18 protein-coding genes are annotated in these 18086 nt (G+C 70.0%); 14 read left to right on the plus strand and 4 right to left on the minus strand.

Annotated elements, in window-relative coordinates; all coding sequences use genetic code 11:
• Positions 1 to 233 precede the first annotated feature (233 nt).
• The 6 genes from ACGFIV_RS22070 to ACGFIV_RS22095 all read left to right on the plus strand — a co-directional run bounded on the left by ACGFIV_RS22070 (position 234) and on the right by ACGFIV_RS22095 (position 5257).
• Entirely contained in the window at positions 234 to 812 is a 579-nt protein-coding gene (locus ACGFIV_RS22070) for an ArsR/SmtB family transcription factor (RefSeq protein ID WP_392837354.1), read from the plus strand.
• Entirely contained in the window at positions 809 to 2134 is a 1326-nt protein-coding gene (locus ACGFIV_RS22075; RefSeq protein ID WP_358549939.1) for an MFS transporter, read from the plus strand. Before ACGFIV_RS22070 ends, ACGFIV_RS22075 begins: the two co-directional genes overlap by 4 nt.
• Before the next feature lie 58 nt (positions 2135 to 2192).
• The gene (locus ACGFIV_RS22080) at positions 2193 to 3305 is read left to right on the plus strand and encodes an MBL fold metallo-hydrolase (RefSeq protein ID WP_392837356.1); all 1113 of its coding nucleotides are present in this window, start codon (positions 2193 to 2195) and stop codon (positions 3303 to 3305) included.
• A 228-nt stretch (positions 3306 to 3533) separates the two neighbouring features.
• Positions 3534 to 4049, plus strand: a complete 516-nt coding sequence (locus ACGFIV_RS22085; RefSeq protein ID WP_358549935.1) for an NAD(P)H-dependent oxidoreductase — start codon at positions 3534 to 3536, stop codon at positions 4047 to 4049.
• The gene (locus ACGFIV_RS22090; RefSeq protein ID WP_358549933.1) at positions 4046 to 4552 is read left to right on the plus strand and encodes a flavin reductase family protein; all 507 of its coding nucleotides are present in this window, start codon (positions 4046 to 4048) and stop codon (positions 4550 to 4552) included. The genes ACGFIV_RS22085 and ACGFIV_RS22090 overlap by 4 nt, the downstream gene beginning before the upstream one ends.
• 126 nt (positions 4553 to 4678) lie before the next feature.
• On the plus strand, positions 4679 to 5257 hold the full coding sequence (locus ACGFIV_RS22095; RefSeq protein WP_358549931.1) for a DUF305 domain-containing protein: 579 nt from the start codon (positions 4679 to 4681) through the stop codon (positions 5255 to 5257).
• Positions 5258 to 5391: 134 nt separating this feature from the next.
• Here the strand turns inward: ACGFIV_RS22095 and ACGFIV_RS22100 are convergent, their stop codons facing one another.
• Positions 5392 to 6450, minus strand: coding sequence for a dihydrodipicolinate reductase (locus tag ACGFIV_RS22100; RefSeq protein WP_392837359.1), 1059 nt, complete (start codon positions 6448 to 6450; stop codon positions 5392 to 5394).
• A gap of 214 nt (positions 6451 to 6664) precedes the next feature.
• Between ACGFIV_RS22100 and ACGFIV_RS22105 the strand changes: the two genes are divergently transcribed.
• The 7 genes from ACGFIV_RS22105 to ACGFIV_RS22135 all read left to right on the plus strand — a co-directional run bounded on the left by ACGFIV_RS22105 (position 6665) and on the right by ACGFIV_RS22135 (position 15253).
• Positions 6665 to 7561 (plus strand): SDR family NAD(P)-dependent oxidoreductase, encoded by an 897-nt coding sequence (locus ACGFIV_RS22105; RefSeq protein ID WP_358549927.1) that lies wholly within the window; start codon positions 6665 to 6667, stop codon positions 7559 to 7561.
• Positions 7562 to 7818: 257 nt separating this feature from the next.
• The gene (locus ACGFIV_RS22110; RefSeq protein ID WP_358549982.1) at positions 7819 to 8991 is read left to right on the plus strand and encodes an ROK family transcriptional regulator; all 1173 of its coding nucleotides are present in this window, start codon (positions 7819 to 7821) and stop codon (positions 8989 to 8991) included.
• Between the two features lie 147 nt (positions 8992 to 9138).
• A complete protein-coding gene (locus ACGFIV_RS22115; RefSeq protein ID WP_358549925.1) occupies positions 9139 to 10647 on the plus strand; it encodes a sugar ABC transporter ATP-binding protein in 1509 nt (502 codons plus the stop codon).
• Positions 10644 to 11705 (plus strand): ABC transporter permease, encoded by a 1062-nt coding sequence (locus ACGFIV_RS22120; RefSeq protein WP_358549923.1) that lies wholly within the window; start codon positions 10644 to 10646, stop codon positions 11703 to 11705. The genes ACGFIV_RS22115 and ACGFIV_RS22120 overlap by 4 nt, the downstream gene beginning before the upstream one ends.
• Positions 11706 to 11875: 170 nt before the next feature.
• Positions 11876 to 12934 (plus strand): ABC transporter substrate-binding protein, encoded by a 1059-nt coding sequence (locus ACGFIV_RS22125; protein ID WP_358549921.1) that lies wholly within the window; start codon positions 11876 to 11878, stop codon positions 12932 to 12934.
• 14 nt (positions 12935 to 12948) lie between these two features.
• Positions 12949 to 14133, plus strand: a complete 1185-nt coding sequence (locus tag ACGFIV_RS22130; protein WP_392837362.1) for a Gfo/Idh/MocA family protein — start codon at positions 12949 to 12951, stop codon at positions 14131 to 14133.
• Positions 14134 to 14245: 112 nt separating this feature from the next.
• Positions 14246 to 15253 carry a sugar phosphate isomerase/epimerase family protein gene (locus ACGFIV_RS22135; RefSeq protein WP_358549917.1) on the plus strand — a complete coding sequence of 336 codons (1008 nt, stop codon included), beginning with the start codon at positions 14246 to 14248 and terminating at the stop codon, positions 15251 to 15253.
• Positions 15254 to 15415: 162 nt separating this feature from the next.
• Here ACGFIV_RS22135 and ACGFIV_RS22140 read toward each other — a convergent pair whose 3' ends face one another.
• Genes ACGFIV_RS22140 through ACGFIV_RS22150 form a run of 3 tightly spaced genes read right to left on the minus strand, consistent with a single transcriptional unit; the run spans position 15416 to position 17231 of the window.
• Positions 15416 to 16501: a Zn-dependent alcohol dehydrogenase gene (locus ACGFIV_RS22140; protein ID WP_358549915.1), complete on the minus strand. Its 1086-nt coding sequence runs from the start codon at positions 16499 to 16501 to the stop codon at positions 15416 to 15418.
• A gap of 24 nt (positions 16502 to 16525) precedes the next feature.
• Positions 16526 to 16720: a ferredoxin gene (locus ACGFIV_RS22145; RefSeq protein ID WP_358549913.1), complete on the minus strand. Its 195-nt coding sequence runs from the start codon at positions 16718 to 16720 to the stop codon at positions 16526 to 16528.
• Between the two features lie 40 nt (positions 16721 to 16760).
• Entirely contained in the window at positions 16761 to 17231 is a 471-nt protein-coding gene (locus ACGFIV_RS22150) for a pyridoxamine 5'-phosphate oxidase family protein (protein WP_392837365.1), read from the minus strand.
• A 151-nt stretch (positions 17232 to 17382) separates the two neighbouring features.
• On the opposite strand from ACGFIV_RS22150, the gene ACGFIV_RS22155 reads away from it, so the two are divergent.
• The gene (locus tag ACGFIV_RS22155; protein WP_392837367.1) at positions 17383 to 18027 is read left to right on the plus strand and encodes a class I SAM-dependent methyltransferase; all 645 of its coding nucleotides are present in this window, start codon (positions 17383 to 17385) and stop codon (positions 18025 to 18027) included.
• Positions 18028 to 18086 lie beyond the last annotated feature (59 nt).

The raw sequence follows: 18086 nt of genomic DNA on the forward strand, positions 1-18086 counted from the left end.
GGAGCGCTGTATGGGAGCGCTCCCAGACAACGGTCCCCGCATGGTTCCAACGGGTCCAGCGGGCGTCAATGGATGATCGCGGCCCGTGCGCCCGGCCGCGCCGCCCCGGTGCGGCTTGCGCCCGTCGCCGTGCTGCGCGGGGTTCCGGAGGGCGCTCGCGCCATGAAAGTTTCACTCGATGGTATCACAAACAACACTTTGCAAATATGACTTTGCAAAGTTACCTTTGGCATATGAGCAAATCTCCGGACACCTACCGTGTGAGCGATCCCCAGGCGCTGAAGGCGGTGGCGCACCCGCTGCGGGTGCGGTTGCTCGGCGCCCTCCGTGTCGAAGGGCCGGCGACGGCCACCGAGCTGGCCGCGAGGTTCGGGGAGAGCTCCGGCTCCACGAGCTACCATCTGCGGCAGCTCGCCAGGTACGGCTTCGTCGAGCAGGACCCCGAGCAGCGGGACGCGCGGGAGCGCCGCTGGCGGTCCGTCCACAGCTACACGTCGTGGAGCGAGCTGGAGCTGGGCGGCAGCCCGGAGGGCCGGGAGGCGGCCGGGTTCATGCGCGACCGGCAGATCGAGGTCCTGGTCCACGACCGCGAGCGGTTCGAGAGCGAGCGGGAGTCCTGGGGGCCGGCCTGGGTCGAAGCGGCGGGCATGTCCGACGACATCGCCCGGCTCACCCCCGCGTCGGTGAAGCTCCTGTACGAGCGCTTCGCGGTCATGATCCGCGAGCTGGAGGCGCACGATTCAGGCAGTCCCGAAGTTCAACGGGTCTCGCTGCACATGGCGGCCTTCCCCACACGGGGGTACAGCGGATGAGCGCCCCCCACCACGCGGAGGGGCCGTCCGAGGGCGCCGGCACCGCTTCCCGTACGGCGGCCATCGCGGGAGCCTCCCACGTCCTCCCGCCGCGCACGGCGATGCGGAGCTATGCCCTCATCAGCTTCCTGACGTGGTTCCCCGCGGGCCTGACGATGGCATCGATGATCTTGCTCATGACCTCCCGGGGGCTGGACCTCGCGCAGGTGGGGATGGTGCTGTCCGTCCAGGCGGTCGTCATCGTGGCCCTTGAGCTCCCCACCGGCGGCCTCGCCGACGTCCTCGGGCGGCGGGTGCTGCTCGCCGTCTCCGCCCTCTTCAGCGTCGCCGGGCTGGCGTTGCTGGCCGTGGCCACCTCGGTCTGGCTGTTCGCGGTCGCCTCCGTGCTCAAGGGGATCGCCCGCGCGCTGTCCAGCGGGCCCGCCCAGGCCTGGTACGTCGACATGCTGCACGCCGCGCGGGGGCCGGAGGCCGATCTCAAGCCCGGCCTGGCCAGGGGAGAGGCCATGGGGTCGGTGTCGCTCTGCGTGGCCACGCTCACCGGCGGCTTCATGCCGCTCGTGCTGCCCGGGGGCCTCGTCACGCCGATGATCGCCGCGGCGGTCGCGGCGGCCGTGCTCTTCGTCGTCGTCCTCGTCGCCATGCCCGAGCCGCCCCATCCGCGGCCCACGATCGGGTTCGTCCTGCGTGACGTGGCCGTCACCATCGGGTCCGGGCTCCGGCTGGGGCTTCGCGACCGGGCGCTCGGCCGGCTGCTGCTGGTGTCCTTCGCGATCGGGGCGGGGCTCTACTCGATCGAGGTGCTGACCCCGGGCAGGCTCGCCTCGCTGACCGGAGGGGCGGAGTCCGCAAGCTCGGTGTACGCCCTCGTCGCCTCCGCCGGGTTCGCCGCCAGCGGCTTCGGGTCCTGGGCGGCCCCGTGGGCGGCGCGGGTGCTCAAGGGATCGGTCCCGGCGGCCGTGGCGGGCACGGTGGCCGGAGCCGGAGCGCTCGGGACCCTGGCGGCCACGACCGTGCTGACCGGAGTCTGGGGTGTCGCCGCGGCGGGCGCCGCCTACGTGGTGATGTTCGCGGCCATGGGGGTCGCCGGGCTGCTGCGCGTGGAGATGATGCACCGCAGGGTCGGCTCCTCGCAGCGGGCCACGCTGATGTCCGTCGACTCGCTGCAGTTGCAGTTCGGAGGGATGGTCTCCGCGCTGGGCCTCGGGCTGCTGGCCTCCCGGGCGGGTACGGCCGCCGCCTGGTGGGCCGCCGCCGCCGTCGTGCTCGTGTCCGCCCTGCTTTACGTACGGCTGCCGTCCGCTGGGACACCCCCCGAGTAGAACAACATTCGGTGACCGGTGCACAATCGAGGCGTCGAAGGCCGAAGGGAGCGCGGGGATGAGCGATCGAGGGGCGGGACCGGCCATGGGCGAGGCGACGAAGGCGGCCGAGCCCGGCAGAAGGGTCACGCCGGCGAGCGAGGAGCAGCGGGACGCCTGGCTGAGCGGGGCCATGCCGAAGGTGGAACAGGTGCGTCCCGGGCTGTGGTCGATCCCGGTGCCCATCCCGATCAACCCGCTCAGGTACGTCCTCGTGTACGCGCTGGAGCTGCCCGACGGCGTGGCGATCATCGACGCGGGCTGGAACACCGAGGAGGCCTACTCCGCCCTGGTGGACGGGCTCGCCGTGGCCGGGTACGCGATGACCGACGTGCGCGCGGTGCTGGTCACCCACATCCACCCCGACCACTACGGCCTCGCGGGCCGGGTCCGCGAGGCGTCGGGCGCGTGGATCGGCCTGCATCCGGCGGACGCGGCGCTGGTGCGCGACCGCTACGACGAGTCGGCGATCGACTCCCTGGTCGCGCGTGAGCGGGCGCTGCTGGCCCGCTCGGGCGTGCCCCCGCTCACGCTCGACGAGCTGAGCGGGGCGTCCAAGATGATCCGCCAGTACGTGACCATGGCCGCGCCCGACCGGCTCATCGAGGACGGCGCCACGCTCGACCTGCCCGGCTGGGACCTGCGGGCCGTATGGACCCCCGGCCACTCGCCCGGGCACCTGTGCTTCGTCTCGCCCTCGCGCCGGGTGCTGTTCTCCGGGGACCACGTGCTCGCGAGGATCACCCCGATCGTGGCCGTCCACCCGCAGTCGGCGCCCGACCCGCTCGCCGACTACCTCGACGCCCTGGCGGCCGTCAGGGACTTCGAGGTGGACGAGGTGCTGCCCGCCCACGAGTACCGCTTCCTGGAGCTGGCCGACCGGGTGGACTACGTCATGGCCCACCACGCGAAGCGGCTGGCGGAGATCGAGTCGGCGGTCTCGGGCGCCGACGGGGCCGACTGCTGGGACGTCACGACCCGGCTGACCTGGTCGCGGCCCTGGGACACCATCCCGGCCTTCATGCGCAGGGCCGCCACCAACGAGACCCTCGCCCACCTGGTCTACCTGGAGGCCCGGGGCCGTCTCCGCCGCGTGGCGGGCGAGCCGGACCTCTGGTATCCGGACATTTAGTATTTCAGGGAAAACCAGTAGGGAATATTGACATTACGGTTTGGTCTACGTAGGTTTCGAGCATGAGCCAGATCCCCCTGACCAGGCGCGCGCACGTGGACTTCGGCCACGTCACCAGCGCCCAGTGTCTCCGCACGAGCTGACAGCGGCAATCTCTGAGCACTCCTCGCATCGGCGCGACGCGGCCGGTGCCGTCGCGGGAACCGGGAGAAGAGTGGTGAGCGACAGATGAGTTTCGTCACGTTGGTAGGCAATCCGCGGGAAGGGTCACGTACGCGGACGGCGGCGGAGCACGCGGCCGGGCTGGTGGCAGAGCGGCTCGAATACCCAGGAAAGCGGGATGTGGTCGACCTGGCCGCCCTGGCCCCGGTCCTGCTGGACCCGAAGCCCCCGGCCGAGGTCCAGCAGGCGCTCCAGCAGGTCGCGGGAGCGAAGGTCCTTCTGGTGGCCAGTCCGACGTACAAGGGCACCTACACCGGCCTGCTCAAGGTCTTCCTCGACCGGCTGCCGTCCCAGGCGCTGGCCGGTACGGTCGCGCTGCCCGTGCTGGTGATGGGCGACGCGCGGCACGCGCTCGCGGTCGAGACCCACCTGCGGCCGCTGCTGGTGGAGCTGGGCGCGAACGTGCCGACGCCCGGCCTGGCGTTGCTCGAATCCGAGATCGCCGCTCCTGAGGAGGTGCTGGGCCGGTGGGCGGACCGGGTGGTGCCCCAGATCGCGCTGAAAGAAGGCGCGACGGTATGACCGAGACACTTTCGGAACGGGCCGTGGACAGCGAGGGCTTCCGCCGGGCGCTGGCCGTGCACGCGGCCGGGGTGGTCGTGGTGACGGCGCAGGCCGGGGGGGTCCCGGTCGGCCTGACCGCGACCTCCTTCTCCTCCGTCAGCCTCAACCCGCCGCTGGTCTCGTTCTACGTCGACCAGTCGTCCACGACCTGGCCCTGGCTGCGGCAGGCGGAGAGCTTCGCCGTCAACGTCCTCGCCAGCGACCAGGCCGAGCTCGCGTCGAGGTTCGCGCGCAAGGGGGTCGACCGGTTCGCCGAGCCGACCCGGTGGGGCCCGGGGCCCGGCGGCGTGCCCCTGCTGAGCGGCGTGTCCGCCCATCTGGTCTGCGCGCCGCACACGACCGTCGAGATCGGCGACCACATCCTGGTGGTCGGCCTGGTGACCGGCACGGGGATAGACACGACGGGCCGTCCCCTGCTGTACCACCAGGGCCGGTTCGGCCGCTTCACCCCGCACTCCTGAACCTTTCCCAGCGGCGGGTCTGAACGCTTCAGGCGAAATCCGCGTATCCCGGAACGACGGAGCGCGGGTCTCCTCCGCGCTCCGGCCGATCCGGCGCCGGACGCCGTCGCGGGGAAGGGGAAGCCGATGCGCGGGAACCTCGGCGTCGCGGCCATGGGCCTCGTCGCGGCGCTGGCCATGCCGGGGGTCACCGGCTGCGCCTCGGCCCCCGGGCGGGCCGTCCCGGTGGCCGCCGCCTACGACATCCCGTACAACCTGACGGACGTGCTCTTCTCGCGGGAGATGATCCTGCACTACGGCCAGTCGATCACGCTGGCACGGCTCGTCCCGGAGCGCAGCCAGGACGTGTACGTCAGGGGCCTGGCGAAAAGGATCATCGACGACGAGACCGCCCAGATCGACGTGATGGCGCGCTCGCTCCGGGCGTGGGAGTTCACGGTGCCGGACACCGACGATCCTCCCCAGCACCAGATGCCGGGGATGCTGTCCCCGGCCCAGCTCCTGCTCCTCAAGGGCAAGTCGGGGCCGGCTTTCGACCGGCTCTGGCTGACGACGCTCGCCCGGCACACCGACTACGGAGTCAGGCTCGCCGAGAAGGCGCGCGACGAGGGCAAGGACCGCGGGACCGTCGCCCTCGCGCGGCAGGTCGCCGTCACCCAGAAGGCCCAGGTCGCCGACATCGTCAAGCACCTCTCCCCGCCCTGACCGCCGCCCGTACCGACGCGCCCCGCACCGGGCCGCCCGTACGGACGCGCCGCACCACGCCGCCCGTACGGACGCGCCGCACCACGCCGCCCGTACGGACGCGTGCCTCACCGGCCGTACGGGCGCGCGGGCGCTCAGGCCAGGCGGATGGCGCCTCGGCCCGTGGCGAGCGGGAGGTCGAGCAGGGTGCGGATGCCGGGCGGGGCCGCGCAGACCGAGGCGATGGAGTTGACCGCGTGCGCGGCGGCGCCCGCCAGCCCGTGGGAGACCTCGTCGATCGTGATCATCATCTGCGGCCGGCCCTCGATGTGGATGGCGAAGCCCGGCGCGGGCCATCGCCCGACCTTCGCGGCGTCGGCCTTGTAGACGCACTCCACCGTCATGAACGGCCGCCCCCCGACGAGCCCGGAGAAGATCCACCGTGAGGCGCAGACCGTGCCCGGCCGCACGACGCCGGCGGTGATCTCGAACTCCTCGGTCGCCAGCTCGTACTCGTCGGTCTCCTCGACCTCGTCGAGCCGCACGTCGAGCGCGCTCGCGACGAGCTGGACGCTCTCGGAGAACAGCGCCCGCTGGACGTTCCTGAACGGACGCACGGCGTCGGCGTAGTCCTTCGGCGCGCGGCCGAACCCGATCAGGTCCATGACGATCTGCCGCGACGGATGCCCGAGGAAGTCGGACGACTCGCGCACGTAGATGTGGTCGAGCCGCGTCGACAGCCCGGTGAGGGCCAGCGGGAGCAGGTCGCTCATGAACCCCGGGTTGATCCCGGTGCCGTACACCGAGGTGCCGCCCTCACGGCAGGCGGCCTCCAGGCGATCGACCACCGCAGGGCCGTACACCTGGGGATAGATGAAGCCGGTGGTCGTGATGACGTTCTTGCCCGAGGCCAGGAGCGCGCAGACCGTCTCAAGGTCGGCGGCGTAGTCGCCGCCGAAGTAGGCGGCCGGGAGCGGCATGTGCAGGACGCAGTCGGCCTCGGCGGCGATGACGCCGTCGAAGTCGTCGACGCAGTAGACGCCCGTGTCGGGCAGCCCCACCAGCGGCCCGGCGTCCAGCCCGACCTTGTCGGGGTCGTAGACGAGCACGCCGGCGAGCTCGAACTCGGGACGGGCGATGACGCTGCGAAGCGCATAGCTTCCGACGGCGCCCGTGGCCCACTGGATGACGCGGAGGGGCGGCTGTGCGGGCATGCGTGGCCTCCAGCCCGGGTTCCGGGCGGGGCCGTAGAGATAGGGGTCGACGCTGACCCACGCCCATGCGAGGCGGAAACTCTAGCAGGATTTGACTCTTCCGATCACTATCCGCGACGTCACACGGCGTGTCCTGAACCGGCCCTGGGTGCCGCGGGCGCCGCAGGCTATTCTGTGATCACTAGAATCTTATTCTCCTCGAAGGGTGGGCGGCATGTCTGAACTCAGGTTCGACGGGAAGGTCGCGGTCGTCACCGGTGCGGGTCAGGGGCTCGGCCGGTCGCACGCGCTCCTGCTCGCCGAGCGCGGCGCGAAGGTCGTCGTCAACGACGTCGGCGGGTCGCTCGACGGCACCGGGGCCTCCACGGGCCCCGCGGCCGAGGTCGTCGAACTGATCGTCAAGAACGGCGGCGAGGCGGTGGCCAACGCCGGCGACGTGGCGACGCCCGAGGGCGCCGAGTCGATCATCCAGGCCGCCCGCGACGCGTTCGGCCGCGTGGACATCCTCGTCAACAACGCCGGCATCCTGCGCGACAAGTCCCTGGGCAAGATGACGGTCGAGGAGTTCGACGCCGTGCTCGCCGTGCACGTGCGGGGGTCGTTCCTGGTCAGCCGGGCGGCGTTCCCGCACATGAAGGAGCAGCGCTACGGACGCATCGTCAACACCTCCTCGCCCGCCGGGCTTTTCGGCAACTTCGGCCAGGCGAACTACTCCACCGCCAAGATGGGGCTGGTGGGGCTGACCAAGACCCTCGGCATCGAGGGCGCCCGCGCGGGCATCAAGGCCAACGCCATCGCGCCGATCGCCTGGACCCGGATGACCGAGGCCCTGCTCCCCGCCGAGTTCGAGGAGAGGTTCACCCCGGGCAGGGTGAGCCCGCTGGTCGCCTTCCTCGCGCACGAGAGCTGCGAGACCTCCGGCGAGGTCTTCAGCGTCGGCGCCGGGCGCGTCGCCCGTGTGTTCGTGGCCGAGGGGCCGGGCTGGCGCTCCGACGACCTGACCATCGAGGCGATCCGCGACAACTGGGACGCGATCCTCACCGAGGAGCCGTACGTGCGGCCGACCACCCTCGGCGAGCAGGCCACCGCCTCCATGAAGGCCATGCTCTGAGCGACGCCCTCTGAATGCCGCCGCGGGCGGCACAGGAAACCATCAGGCGAAACACCCTCGTAACCGCATGATCATCGCAGCCCGGCGTGGCTCACGCGATGATCATGCGGTTCTTTTCGTTGGGGTGAGGTGCGTCACCGGCTTTCGTTTATAACGGCGAAAGTTATGAATTGTCATCGAAAAGGGCTTCCCGCAGCAGCGGAAGTGAACTAGCTTCAGCCTCACATCACTCCGATTCCGGAGGCTCTGTGAAGCGAATGCCCGTACGGCCTGACAACGTCCACCAGGCGACCCTGCTGCGCCTGCTGCGCGACGGCGGCCGGTCGCGAGCCGAGCTCGGGGACGTCGTCGAGCTCTCCCGCTCGAAGCTCAACCTGGAGCTCGACCGCCTCATCGAGATGGGCCTGGTCGAACAGGCCGGGCTCGCCGCCTCACGCGGGGGCAGGCGGTCCGGCATGGTCCGGCTGTCGCCCCACATGAGGTTCGTCGGCATCGACATCGGCGCCACCTCGGTGGACGTCGCGGTCACCAACGGCGAGCTGGAGGTCCTCGGCCACGTCAGCGAGACCTGCGACGTCCGTATCGGACCGGCTGCGGTGCTCGACCGGGCGATGGAGCTCCTCGGCAAGCTGCGCGAGCAGGGACTGTTCGCCCAGCTCCACGGCGTCGGAATCGGCGTGCCCGGCCCTGTGAGCTTCCGGGAGGGCGTCCCCGTGGCGCCGCCGATAATGCCCGGCTGGGATCGCTACCCGGTCAAGGAGGCGATCAGCCAGGAGCTCGGCTGCCCCGCCATGGTCGACAACGACGTCAACCTCATGGCGCTGGGCGAGCTCCACGCCGGCCTGGCGAAGCAGGTCGACGACTTCCTGCTCATCAAGATCGGCACCGGCATCGGCTGCGGCATCGTCGTCGACGGCAAGATCTACCGGGGGGTCTCCGGAAGCGCCGGCGACATCGGCCACATGCGGGTCGACGACCAGGGTCCGACCTGTACGTGCGGCAACACCGGGTGCCTGGAGGCCTACTTCGGCGGCGCGGCGCTCGCGAGGGAGGCGGTCAGGATCGCTCCGCGGTCGGCCTACCTCGCAGAACGCCTCGCCTCTGTGGGAAGGCTCACCGCCGAGGACGTGGCCGCCGCCGCGACCCTGGGGGACCCGGCCGCGATCCAGCTCATCCGTGACGGGGGCCGCCAGGCCGGACAGGTGCTCGCGAGCCTCGTCAGCTTCTTCAATCCGGGCCTAGTGATCATCGCGGGAGGAGTGGCCCGTCTGGGCCATGTACTACTCGCGGAGATCAGGAGTGTCGTCTACCGGAGGTCGCTGCCCCTGGCCACCGGAAACCTCCCCATCGTGCTCTCCGAGTTGGGGGACACCGCGGGGGTCATCGGGGGCGCCCGGCTCATCAGCGACCACGTCTTCTCCGCTCCCTAGACCCCTCAAACATCCGATCTTTTTCCGCATTTCGACACGTGTTTGCATCGTTCCGTCGCCTATCTGCCTCACACCTCCGATCTATGAAACACTCATGATGGCTCCAGCCCCTCAGACTCCCCTCTCGATCCACCTTCCGGAGGCCCTGTGAGCGACCTGCTGGTCATGCGCGGGATCGTCAAGCAGTTTCCCGGCGTCCGCGCCCTGGACGGGGTGGACCTCGACGTCCGCGCTGGCGAGGTCCACTGCCTGCTCGGGCAGAACGGCGCGGGCAAGTCCACCCTCATCAAGATCCTCGCCGGAGCCCACCAGCCGGACGAGGGCACGGTGACCTTCGGCGGGGAGCCGGTCCGGTTCGCCGGGCCCATCGCCGCCATCAAGTCGGGCATCTCGACCATCTACCAGGAGCTCGACCTGGTCGACGGCCTGTCGGTCGCGGAGAACATCTTCCTCGGCCACGAGCAGGCCGCGTTCGGCTTCACCCGGCGCGGTGAGATGAACAAGGCCGCCGCCGAGCTGCTCGGCAGCCTCGGCCACGGCGAGATGCGCTCCACGATGGAGGTGGGGCGGCTCTCCGCGGCCGGCAAGCAGATCGTCAGCATGGCGCGGGCGCTGTCCCACAAGACGCGGCTGATCGTCATGGACGAGCCGTCCGCCGCCCTCGCGCACGACGAGGTGGCCAACCTGTTCCGGGTCATCAGGGACCTGACGGCGCAGGGGGTCGCGGTCGTCTACATCTCCCACCGGCTGGAGGAGATCCGCGAGATCGGCGACCGCGTCACCGTGCTCAAGGACGGCAGGACCGCCGCCGTCGGGCTTCCCGCCCGCGAGACGCCGACGTCCACGGTGGTGTCGCTGATGACCGGCAGGGACGTGGAGTACGTCTTCCCGCCGCGTCCCGCGCCCGGATCGCACGACAACCGTCCTGAGGTGCTGAAGGTCGAGGGCCTCACGCTGCCCGGCCGCTTCACCGACGTGTCGCTGACGGTCAGGGAAGGCGAGATCGTCGGACTGGCCGGGCTGGTCGGCTCGGGCCGGTCGGAGATCGTCGAGACCGTCTACGGCGCGCGCCGGGCCTCCTCCGGGCAGGTCGTGCTCGCGGGCGAGCCCGTGCCTCCCGGCAGCACCTCCAAGGCCGTACGGCTCGGCATGGGCCTCGCGCCCGAGGAGCGCAAGTCGCAGGCCCTGCTGATGAACGAGTCGGTCGCGCGCAACATCACGATCGCCGGACTCAGCAAGTACGCGCGGTTCGGCTGGGTCGACCGCAAGGAGGAGAGCTCCGAGGCCGTGCGCCTGGCCGAGACGGTCGACATCCGGCCGGCCGATCCCCGTCGCCCGGTGCGCACCCTCTCGGGCGGCAACCAGCAGAAGGCCGTGTTCGCCCGATGGCTGGTGGAGGACCGCAAGCTCCTGCTCCTCGACGAGCCCACCCGCGGCGTCGACGTCGGCGCGCGGGCCGAGCTGTACGCCGTGATCCGGCGGCTCGCCGACGAGGGCGTGGGCGTGCTGCTGGTGTCCAGCGAGGTCCCCGAGGTCCTGGGCCTCGCCGACCGGGTGCTCGTGCTCCGCGAAGGCAAGGTCATCCACGAGTCGGACGCACGAGAACTCGACGAACCACGGGTTATTGACATGATCATGGAAGGGAGCGCGCTGTGACGGACGCACGCGCCTCGGGTGGCAGCACTCCGCAGAGCACCCAGCCGCCCGCCGACGAGCATCGCCGCGTGGAGGAGCAGGCGCGGGCCGCTGAGCCCGCGGGGCCCGGCGTGCTGAGCAGGGTCGGGCAGGCGCGCCACCTCGGCCTCGTCGTGGCGCTGATCCTTTTGGCCATCGTGGGCCTGGTGACCAGCCCAGAGAACTTCGCCACCTCGTCGAACATGGTGAGCATCCTCGCGCTGGCCTCGACGATCGGCGTCATCACCGTCGGCATGACCTTCGTCATCATCGGCGGGGGCATCGACCTGTCGGTCGGCGCGGTCATGGCGCTCGCCTCGGTGTGGGCGACGACCCTCGCCACCCAGGCGTACGGGCCGGTCGTGATGGCGATCTGCGCGATCGTGGTCGGCACGGGCGCGGGGCTGGTCAGCGGTTTCCTGATCTCCTACGGGAGGATGGTGCCGTTCATCGCCACGCTCGCCATGCTGGTGGCGGCCCGCGGGCTCGCGCAGCGCATGTCCGACCGCAGGACCCAGCTCGTCGGCCCGGACAACAGCGCCATCGTCGATTTGTCGACCACGCGCGTGTTCGGCCTGCCCCTGCTGGTCTACATCTTCGCGCTCGTGGTCGCCGTCGGATGGCTCGTGCTCAACCGCACGACCTTCGGCCGGCGCACCTACGCGGTCGGCGGCAACCCGGAGGCCGCCCGGCTCGCCGGGATCAACGTACGGCGTCACACGATGATGCTGTACGCGCTGTCCGGCCTCTGCTGCGGCATCGCCGCAGTGATCATCATGGCCCGCACCACCACGGGCTCCAGTACCCACGGCGATCTTTACGAACTGGACGCGATCGCCGCGGTCATCATCGGGGGAACCCTTCTCACCGGTGGCCGGGGAACCATCATCGGCTCGATCCTCGGGCTGCTGATCTTCACGGTCATCACCAACCTGTTCATCCTCAACGGACTCAACACCAGTGACCAGCTCATAGCCAAGGGCCTGATCATCGTCATCGCCGTACTCCTGCAGCGGCGAAGCCTCGAATCCCGAACGTAGGGCTCGACGGCGCGGGACACACAAGCAGGGCTCGAAGGCACGTCCGTACGGCCGCGGGGGTTCCGCGGTCGCGTTCGCCGCGCCCGAAAGCCCCCAGATTCACGAAATTTCGGGATCTGGCCCAGCGCCGAGGCCCCGGTAATCCCCCGTACCAGAAGGAGACAGTCACCATGAACAAGAGCGTCGGCCGGCGAGGATTCCTCGTCAGCGGAGCCGTTGTCGGCGCAGGGGCCCTCGTGAGCGCCTGCACCAGCAACGAACCCGCCGCCGCCCCGAGCTCCGCCGCGCCGCAGGCCACCACGGCCGGCACGGACAACGACCAGCCGGGCACCAAGGTCGTCATCGGCTTCTCCGCCCCGGCGGCCGACCACGGCTGGATCGCGGCCATCGCCAAGAACGCCGAGTCGCAGGCCAAGCAGTACTCCGACGTGGAGTTCAAGCCGGTCGAGCCGACCAACGACATCAACCAGCAGATCTCGGCGGTCGAGTCGCTGATCGCGGCCAAGGTCAGCGCCCTGGTGATCCTCCCGAACGACGGCGAGCAGCTCAACCAGGTCGCGCGCAAGGCGATGGACGCCGGCATCCCGGTGATCAACCTCGACCGCGTCTTCCCCGACAAGCTGTCGTACCGGCTGTGGATCGGCGGCGACAACTACGGCATGGGCGTGGCCGCGGGCAGCTACGTCGGCAAGACCCTGAAGGACAAGGGTGTCGCCAACCCGGTGATCCTGGAGATCCAGGGCATCGCGACGCTGCCCCTCACCCAGGACCGCAGCAAGGGCTTCGCCGACGCCCTGAAGACCTACGGCTTCACGGTGACCGCCCAGCAGGACGCCAAGTTCACCGTCGAGTCGGGCACGCAGGTCGCCAGCAACCTGCTCCAGGCCCACAAGAAGATCGACGCCATCTGGAACCACGACGACGACCAGGGCATCGGCGTGCTCGCCGCAATCAAGGAGGCCAACCGCAACGAGTTCTTCATGGTGGGAGGCGCCGGATCGGCCAACGCCATGCGCGACATCCAGGCCGACAGCGGCGTGCTCAAGGCCACGGTGACCTACAGCCCGACCATGGCGTCCTCGGCGATCAAGCTCGCGCGGCTCATCGCCCAGGGCAAGGGCCTGAGCGACCTGGTCGAGCAGCAGGTGCCGCAGTCCATCACGCTGGCATCGGAGACCATCACCAAGGAGAACGCGCAGAAGTATCTGCCGCTCGGGTTCGAATCCTAATTCGGGGGTTATTCGTGAGTGACAACAGGCCGGCGCTCGGGGTCGGCATGGTCGGGTACGCGTTCATGGGACGTGTGCACTCCCAGGCGTGGCGCAGCGTCGGAGCGTTCTTCGACCTGCCGGTCGCGCCGGTCATGGCGGTGCTGTCCGGCAGGTCGCAGGACCGTACGGCCGCCGCCGCCGCCGACCTGGGCTGGGCGGCAGTCGAGAACGACTGGAAGGAACTCATCAAGCGGGACGACGTCGACATCGTCGACATCTGCACGCCCGGCGACTCCCACGCGGAGATCGCGATCGCCGCGCTCGACGCGGGCAAGCACGTTCTGTGCGAGAAGCCGCTGGCCAACACCGTCGCCGAGGCCGAGGCCATGGTCGCGGCGGCGGAGCGGGCCGCCGAGCGCGGCGTGCGCAGCATGGTGGCCTTCAACTACCGGAGGGTCCCGGCCGTCGCGCTCGCCCGGCAGTTCGTGGCCGAGGGGCGGCTGGGGGACCTGCGCCACGTCCGCGCGCAGTACCTCCAGGACTGGATCGTCGACCCGGAGTTCCCGCTGGTGTGGCGGCTCCAGAAGGACAAGGCGGGGTCGGGGGCGCTCGGTGACATCGGTTCCCACATCGTCGACACCGCCCAGTTCATCACCGGTCAGAGGCTGACGGGGGTCTCGGCCCTCACCGAGACCTTCATCAACGACCGCCCGCTCGCCGAGGAGTCCGCGGGGCTCGCGGCGGGCGCGGCCGAGGACGCCGACTCGACGGGCACCGTCACCGTGGACGACGCGGCGGTGTTCATCGGCAGGCTCTCCGGAGGGGCGCTCGCGTCGTTCGAGGCGACCCGCTTCGCCACCGGGCGCAAGAACGCCATGCGGATCGAGGTCAACGGCTCCCTCGGCAGCCTGTCCTTCGACTTCGAGTCGATGAACGAGCTGTGGTTCCACGACCACACCCTCCCCGCCGAGGAGGCCGGCTTCCGGCGCATCCTCGTCACCGAGGGGGGACACCCGTATGCCGGGGCCTGGTGGCCGCCGGGGCACGGGCTCGGGTACGAGCACACGTTCAGCCACGAGGTGAAGGACTTCCTGGAGGCGATCGGCTCGGGTACCAACCCGGCCCCGTCGTTCGCCGACGGGCTTCGGGTGCAGCAGGCGCTCGCGGCCGTCGAGCGCAGCGCGGCGGGCGAGAGCCGTTGGACGCCGATCCCGTAGAGCCCTGGAACCGGTGCCCTGGGAAGGGTTGCCTTCCCCGGGCCCGGGTCTCCAGGATCCCTTGATAAGCGAACCCCGCAACCGCTTGTAAGCACCGAAGGAGAGCGCGGACATGACGCGACCGATCACCTTGTTCACGGGCCAGTGGGCCGACCTTCCCTTCGAGGAGGTGTGCCGCCTGGCCGGCGAGTGGGGATACGACGGCCTGGAGATCGCCTGCTGGGGTGATCACTTCGAGGTCGACAAGGCGCTGTCGGACGAGTCCTACATCCCCCGCAAGCTGGAGATCCTGGACAAGCACGGGTTGAAGGTCTGGACGATCTCCAACCACCTCGTCGGGCAGGCCGTCTGCGACAGCCCGATCGACGAGCGCCACAAGGGCATCCTCCCGGCGCGCATCTGGGGCTCGGGCGACCCCGAGCAGGTCCGCCAGGCCGCGGCGGAGGAGATGAAGGACACCGCCCGTGCGGCGGCGAAGCTCGGGGTGAGCACGGTGGTCGGTTTCACCGGCTCGTCCATCTGGCACACCGTGGCGATGTTCCCCCCGGTCCCGCCGTCGATGATCGACGCGGGCTACCAGGACTTCGCCGACCGGTGGAACCCGATCCTGGACGTGTTCGACGAGGTCGGCGTGCGGTTCGCCCACGAGGTGCACCCGAGCGAGATCGCCTACGACTACCACACCACCGTACGGACGCTTGAGGCCATCGGGCACCGGCCGGCCTTCGGCCTGAACTGGGACCCCTCGCACATGGTCTGGCAGGAGATCGACCCGGTCGGGTTCATCCTGGAGTTCGCCGACCGCGTCTACCACGTCGACTGCAAGGACGCCAAGGTCCGCTCGGGCGACGGGCGCCGGGGCCGGCTCTCCTCCCACCTGCCCTGGGCCGACCTGCGCCGGGGCTGGGACTTCGTCTCCACGGGCAGGGGAGACGTGGCCTGGGAGGACTGCTTCCGCGCGCTCAACTCCATCGGGTACGACGGCCCCATCTCGGTCGAGTGGGAGGACGCCGGCATGGACCGCCTCGCCGGCGCTCCCGAGGCCCTGACCTTCGTCAGGGGCCTCAACGCGATCACGCCCCCCACCGCGTCCTTCGACGCCGCCTTCTCCTCCGACTGACCCCGCCACGGTTCGCGCCGCCGACGGTCACGCCGGACGGCGGCGCTCATCTCGGACGCGCGGCCGACGAACCCCTGATCCGGCCATGCCCCTCCCATGTAGAACGGATCTACGTAGATGCGGTCTACATAGGAGGGCGCTTCCGGATCGGTGTCCTCCTGGTCAGTCGAAGACGACGATCTGGCGCAGGACCTCGCCGCCCTTGAGGGCCGCGACGGCGTCGTTGAGGTCACCGAGCCGGATGCGAGAGCTGATCATGCTTTCGAGGTCGAGCTTGCCGGCCTTCCACAGGTTGGCGAAGAACGGGAAGTCACGGCGCACGTCGCTGCCCCCGTACAGCGAGCTGAGGAGGTTCTTGCCCTCGAACAGCAGGCTGAAGGCCGACAGGGGCACGATGTCGTCCATGGCGCCCGCGCCGACCACGATGACGTCGCCGCCCCGGCGGGTGGCCTGCCAGGCCGACATGATCGACGCCGACTTGCCGACCACCTCGAAGCCGTAGTCGAACCCCTGGCCGCCGGTGAGGGACCCGATGACCTCCATGAGCTGGTCCGGGGTGCAGGCGTCCGTGGCGCCCACCTTCTTGGCGAGCGCGTGCTTGGACTCCAGCGGGTCCACCGCCAGGATCGTCGTGGCCCCGGAGACCCGGGCCCCCTGGATCACCGACAGCCCCACGCCGCCACAGCCGATCACGGCCACGGTCGAGCCCGGCCTGACCTTGGCCGTGTTGATCGCGGCGCCCACGCCCGTGGTGATGCCGCAGCCGATCAGGGCCGCGACCTCGTACGGGACCTCGGGGTCCACCTTGATCGCGCCCTGCCAGGGGACCACGATCTCCTCTGCCCAGGTGCCGCAGCCGGCCATGCCGAACGCGGGCGTCTCGCCGCCGAAGCGGAACCTCGCCAGGGAGAAGCTCTCCATGACGTAGGTCATACAGAGGAACGGCTGACCGACGATGCAGTTCGGGCACGAGCCGCACGCCGGGGTCCAGTTGATGATGACGTGGTCGCCCGGCTGGACGGAGGTGACATGGTCGCCCACCTCCACGACCTCGCCCGCGCCCTCGTGGCCGGGGATCACCGGCAGGGGCATGGGCAGCACCCCCGACAGCACCGACAGGTCCGAGTGGCAGACGCCGGTCGCCTTGATCTTCACACGGACGTCCGTCGGGCCCACCGGGGCGAGGGTGAAGTCGTCGCGGATGTCGAGCTTGTCGTCGCCGACGGCGTGCAGTAGCGCGGCTCGCATAAGGGGGACCTCCTTGGGGGGCGCCTACTCTTCCTCAAGGGAAAGGGCGGCTTTGGGGCAGGATCGGACCGCGTGGCGCACGCGGTCGAGCATCTCCGGCGGGGGCTCGGGAAGCAGGACGTTCAGGTTGTCGTCGTCGTCCACTTCGAAGACCTCGGGTGCCAGGCCCATGCAGACGGCGTTGGCCTCGCAGACGTCGTAGTCGACTTTGATTTTCATCGGAGCCCTTCTCGCGTTCGTAAATGACTTAAAGGCGAGACTAGGCCGAAGCGGGGGTGGCGAGCTTACGGTGGTCCCAGGAAACCACGCGTGTCGGCTCGACGAGGTAGGCGACTCGCTTGCGGCCGGTGTGCTCGACGTACCCGCGAAGCTCGTCGGTGGCGTCACCGGCTCCCGGCATCCGCAGGGTGATGTTCATACCGATGTCCAGGACGGCGTCCCGCGCGTCGATCAGCCGCGCGGTGCCGTACAGCAGGACGCCTCTCAGGTCGAAGTAGTCGTCCCCGGCCTCGATGAGGCAGGTCACCCGAGAATCGCGCTCGATGTTCCGGGTCTTCTGGGCCTTGCCGTACGTCCAGAACCCGATCTGGCCCTCGACGAGGCCGTAGAACATCGTCACCATGTGCGGTGTACCGTCCGGGTTGATCGTGCCCAGCTGGAGCTTGCGAGACTCCCGCAGGAACGCCGTCACCTCGTCGTCGGACATCACTATGCGAGCACGCTGGTTCACGCAGCAAAGTAGAACACGTTCCACCGGACGGGGCAAGGGCGGTACGGAATATTGTTCGGCTCCCTATGATCATGATAGGGGGGCACGGTTCCCGCGCCGCAAGCGTTGACAGATAGGGTGCACCAGCATTGCCGCATACAGGGGAAGAATCATGACTCACGTCCTATTGCCGCCCGACCTGCGCCACGCGGCCGAGCGTGCGAAGGGGTTCATGCCCCCGAACGAAGGGGCGGCCCTGTTCGACACCGCGTGCGCGTACGGCGCGCTCGGTCCCATCTGCGAGATCGGCACCTACTGCGGCAAGTCGGCGATCTATCTCGGGGCCGCGGCCCGCGAGACAGGGTCGGTCGTCTTCACTGTGGACCACCACCGGGGCTCTGAGGAGATCCAGCCCGGCTGGGCCCACCACGACCCCACGCTGATGGATCCGCGCTTCGGCAAGATGGACTCGCTCCCGTTCTTCCGCGCTGCCATCGCCTCGGCCGGGCTGGAGGACAACGTGATCGCGATCGTGGGCCGCTCCGAGACGGTGGCCCGCTACTGGAGGACGCCCCTCGCGATGCTCTTCATCGACGGGGGCCACTCCGAGGATCCCGTCACCAAGGACTACGAGGGGTGGGCGCCGCATCTCATGCCGGGCGGTGCGCTGGTCTTCCACGACATCTACCCCGACCCCTCCACGGGCGGCCAGGCCCCGTACCGGGTATTCCAGCGCGCCGTCGCCTCGGGCGATTACAAGGAGGTCAGCACCGAGGGGTCCCTCCGCGTGCTGGAACGGGTCGCCCCCGACGCCTAGATCCGCTGGATTCGCGAGCCGACGACGGAGAGGCCCCCGGTGGCGGCCGGGGGCCTCCC

The organism is Sphaerisporangium sp. NPDC049003, assembly GCF_043197795.1.
Taxonomy (GTDB): Bacteria; Actinomycetota; Actinomycetes; order Streptosporangiales; family Streptosporangiaceae; genus Sphaerisporangium.

Coding starts and splice junctions, on each gene's coding strand:
- ACGFIV_RS22080 (WP_392837356.1), top strand. CDS start 2,193: ATGAGCGATCGAGGGGCGGGACCGGCCATGGGCGAGGCGACGAAGGCG.
- ACGFIV_RS22140 (WP_358549915.1), bottom strand. CDS start 16,501: ATGCGAGCCGCGCTACTGCACGCCGTCGGCGACGACAAGCTCGACATC.
- ACGFIV_RS22125 (WP_358549921.1), top strand. CDS start 11,876: ATGAACAAGAGCGTCGGCCGGCGAGGATTCCTCGTCAGCGGAGCCGTT.
- ACGFIV_RS22145 (WP_358549913.1), bottom strand. CDS start 16,720: ATGAAAATCAAAGTCGACTACGACGTCTGCGAGGCCAACGCCGTCTGC.
- ACGFIV_RS22070 (WP_392837354.1), top strand. CDS start 234: ATGAGCAAATCTCCGGACACCTACCGTGTGAGCGATCCCCAGGCGCTG.
- ACGFIV_RS22085 (WP_358549935.1), top strand. CDS start 3,534: ATGAGTTTCGTCACGTTGGTAGGCAATCCGCGGGAAGGGTCACGTACG.
- ACGFIV_RS22135 (WP_358549917.1), top strand. CDS start 14,246: ATGACGCGACCGATCACCTTGTTCACGGGCCAGTGGGCCGACCTTCCC.
- ACGFIV_RS22090 (WP_358549933.1), top strand. CDS start 4,046: ATGACCGAGACACTTTCGGAACGGGCCGTGGACAGCGAGGGCTTCCGC.
- ACGFIV_RS22075 (WP_358549939.1), top strand. CDS start 809: ATGAGCGCCCCCCACCACGCGGAGGGGCCGTCCGAGGGCGCCGGCACC.
- ACGFIV_RS22110 (WP_358549982.1), top strand. CDS start 7,819: ATGCCCGTACGGCCTGACAACGTCCACCAGGCGACCCTGCTGCGCCTG.
- ACGFIV_RS22105 (WP_358549927.1), top strand. CDS start 6,665: ATGTCTGAACTCAGGTTCGACGGGAAGGTCGCGGTCGTCACCGGTGCG.
- ACGFIV_RS22100 (WP_392837359.1), bottom strand. CDS start 6,450: ATGCCCGCACAGCCGCCCCTCCGCGTCATCCAGTGGGCCACGGGCGCC.
- ACGFIV_RS22155 (WP_392837367.1), top strand. CDS start 17,383: ATGACTCACGTCCTATTGCCGCCCGACCTGCGCCACGCGGCCGAGCGT.
- ACGFIV_RS22095 (WP_358549931.1), top strand. CDS start 4,679: ATGCGCGGGAACCTCGGCGTCGCGGCCATGGGCCTCGTCGCGGCGCTG.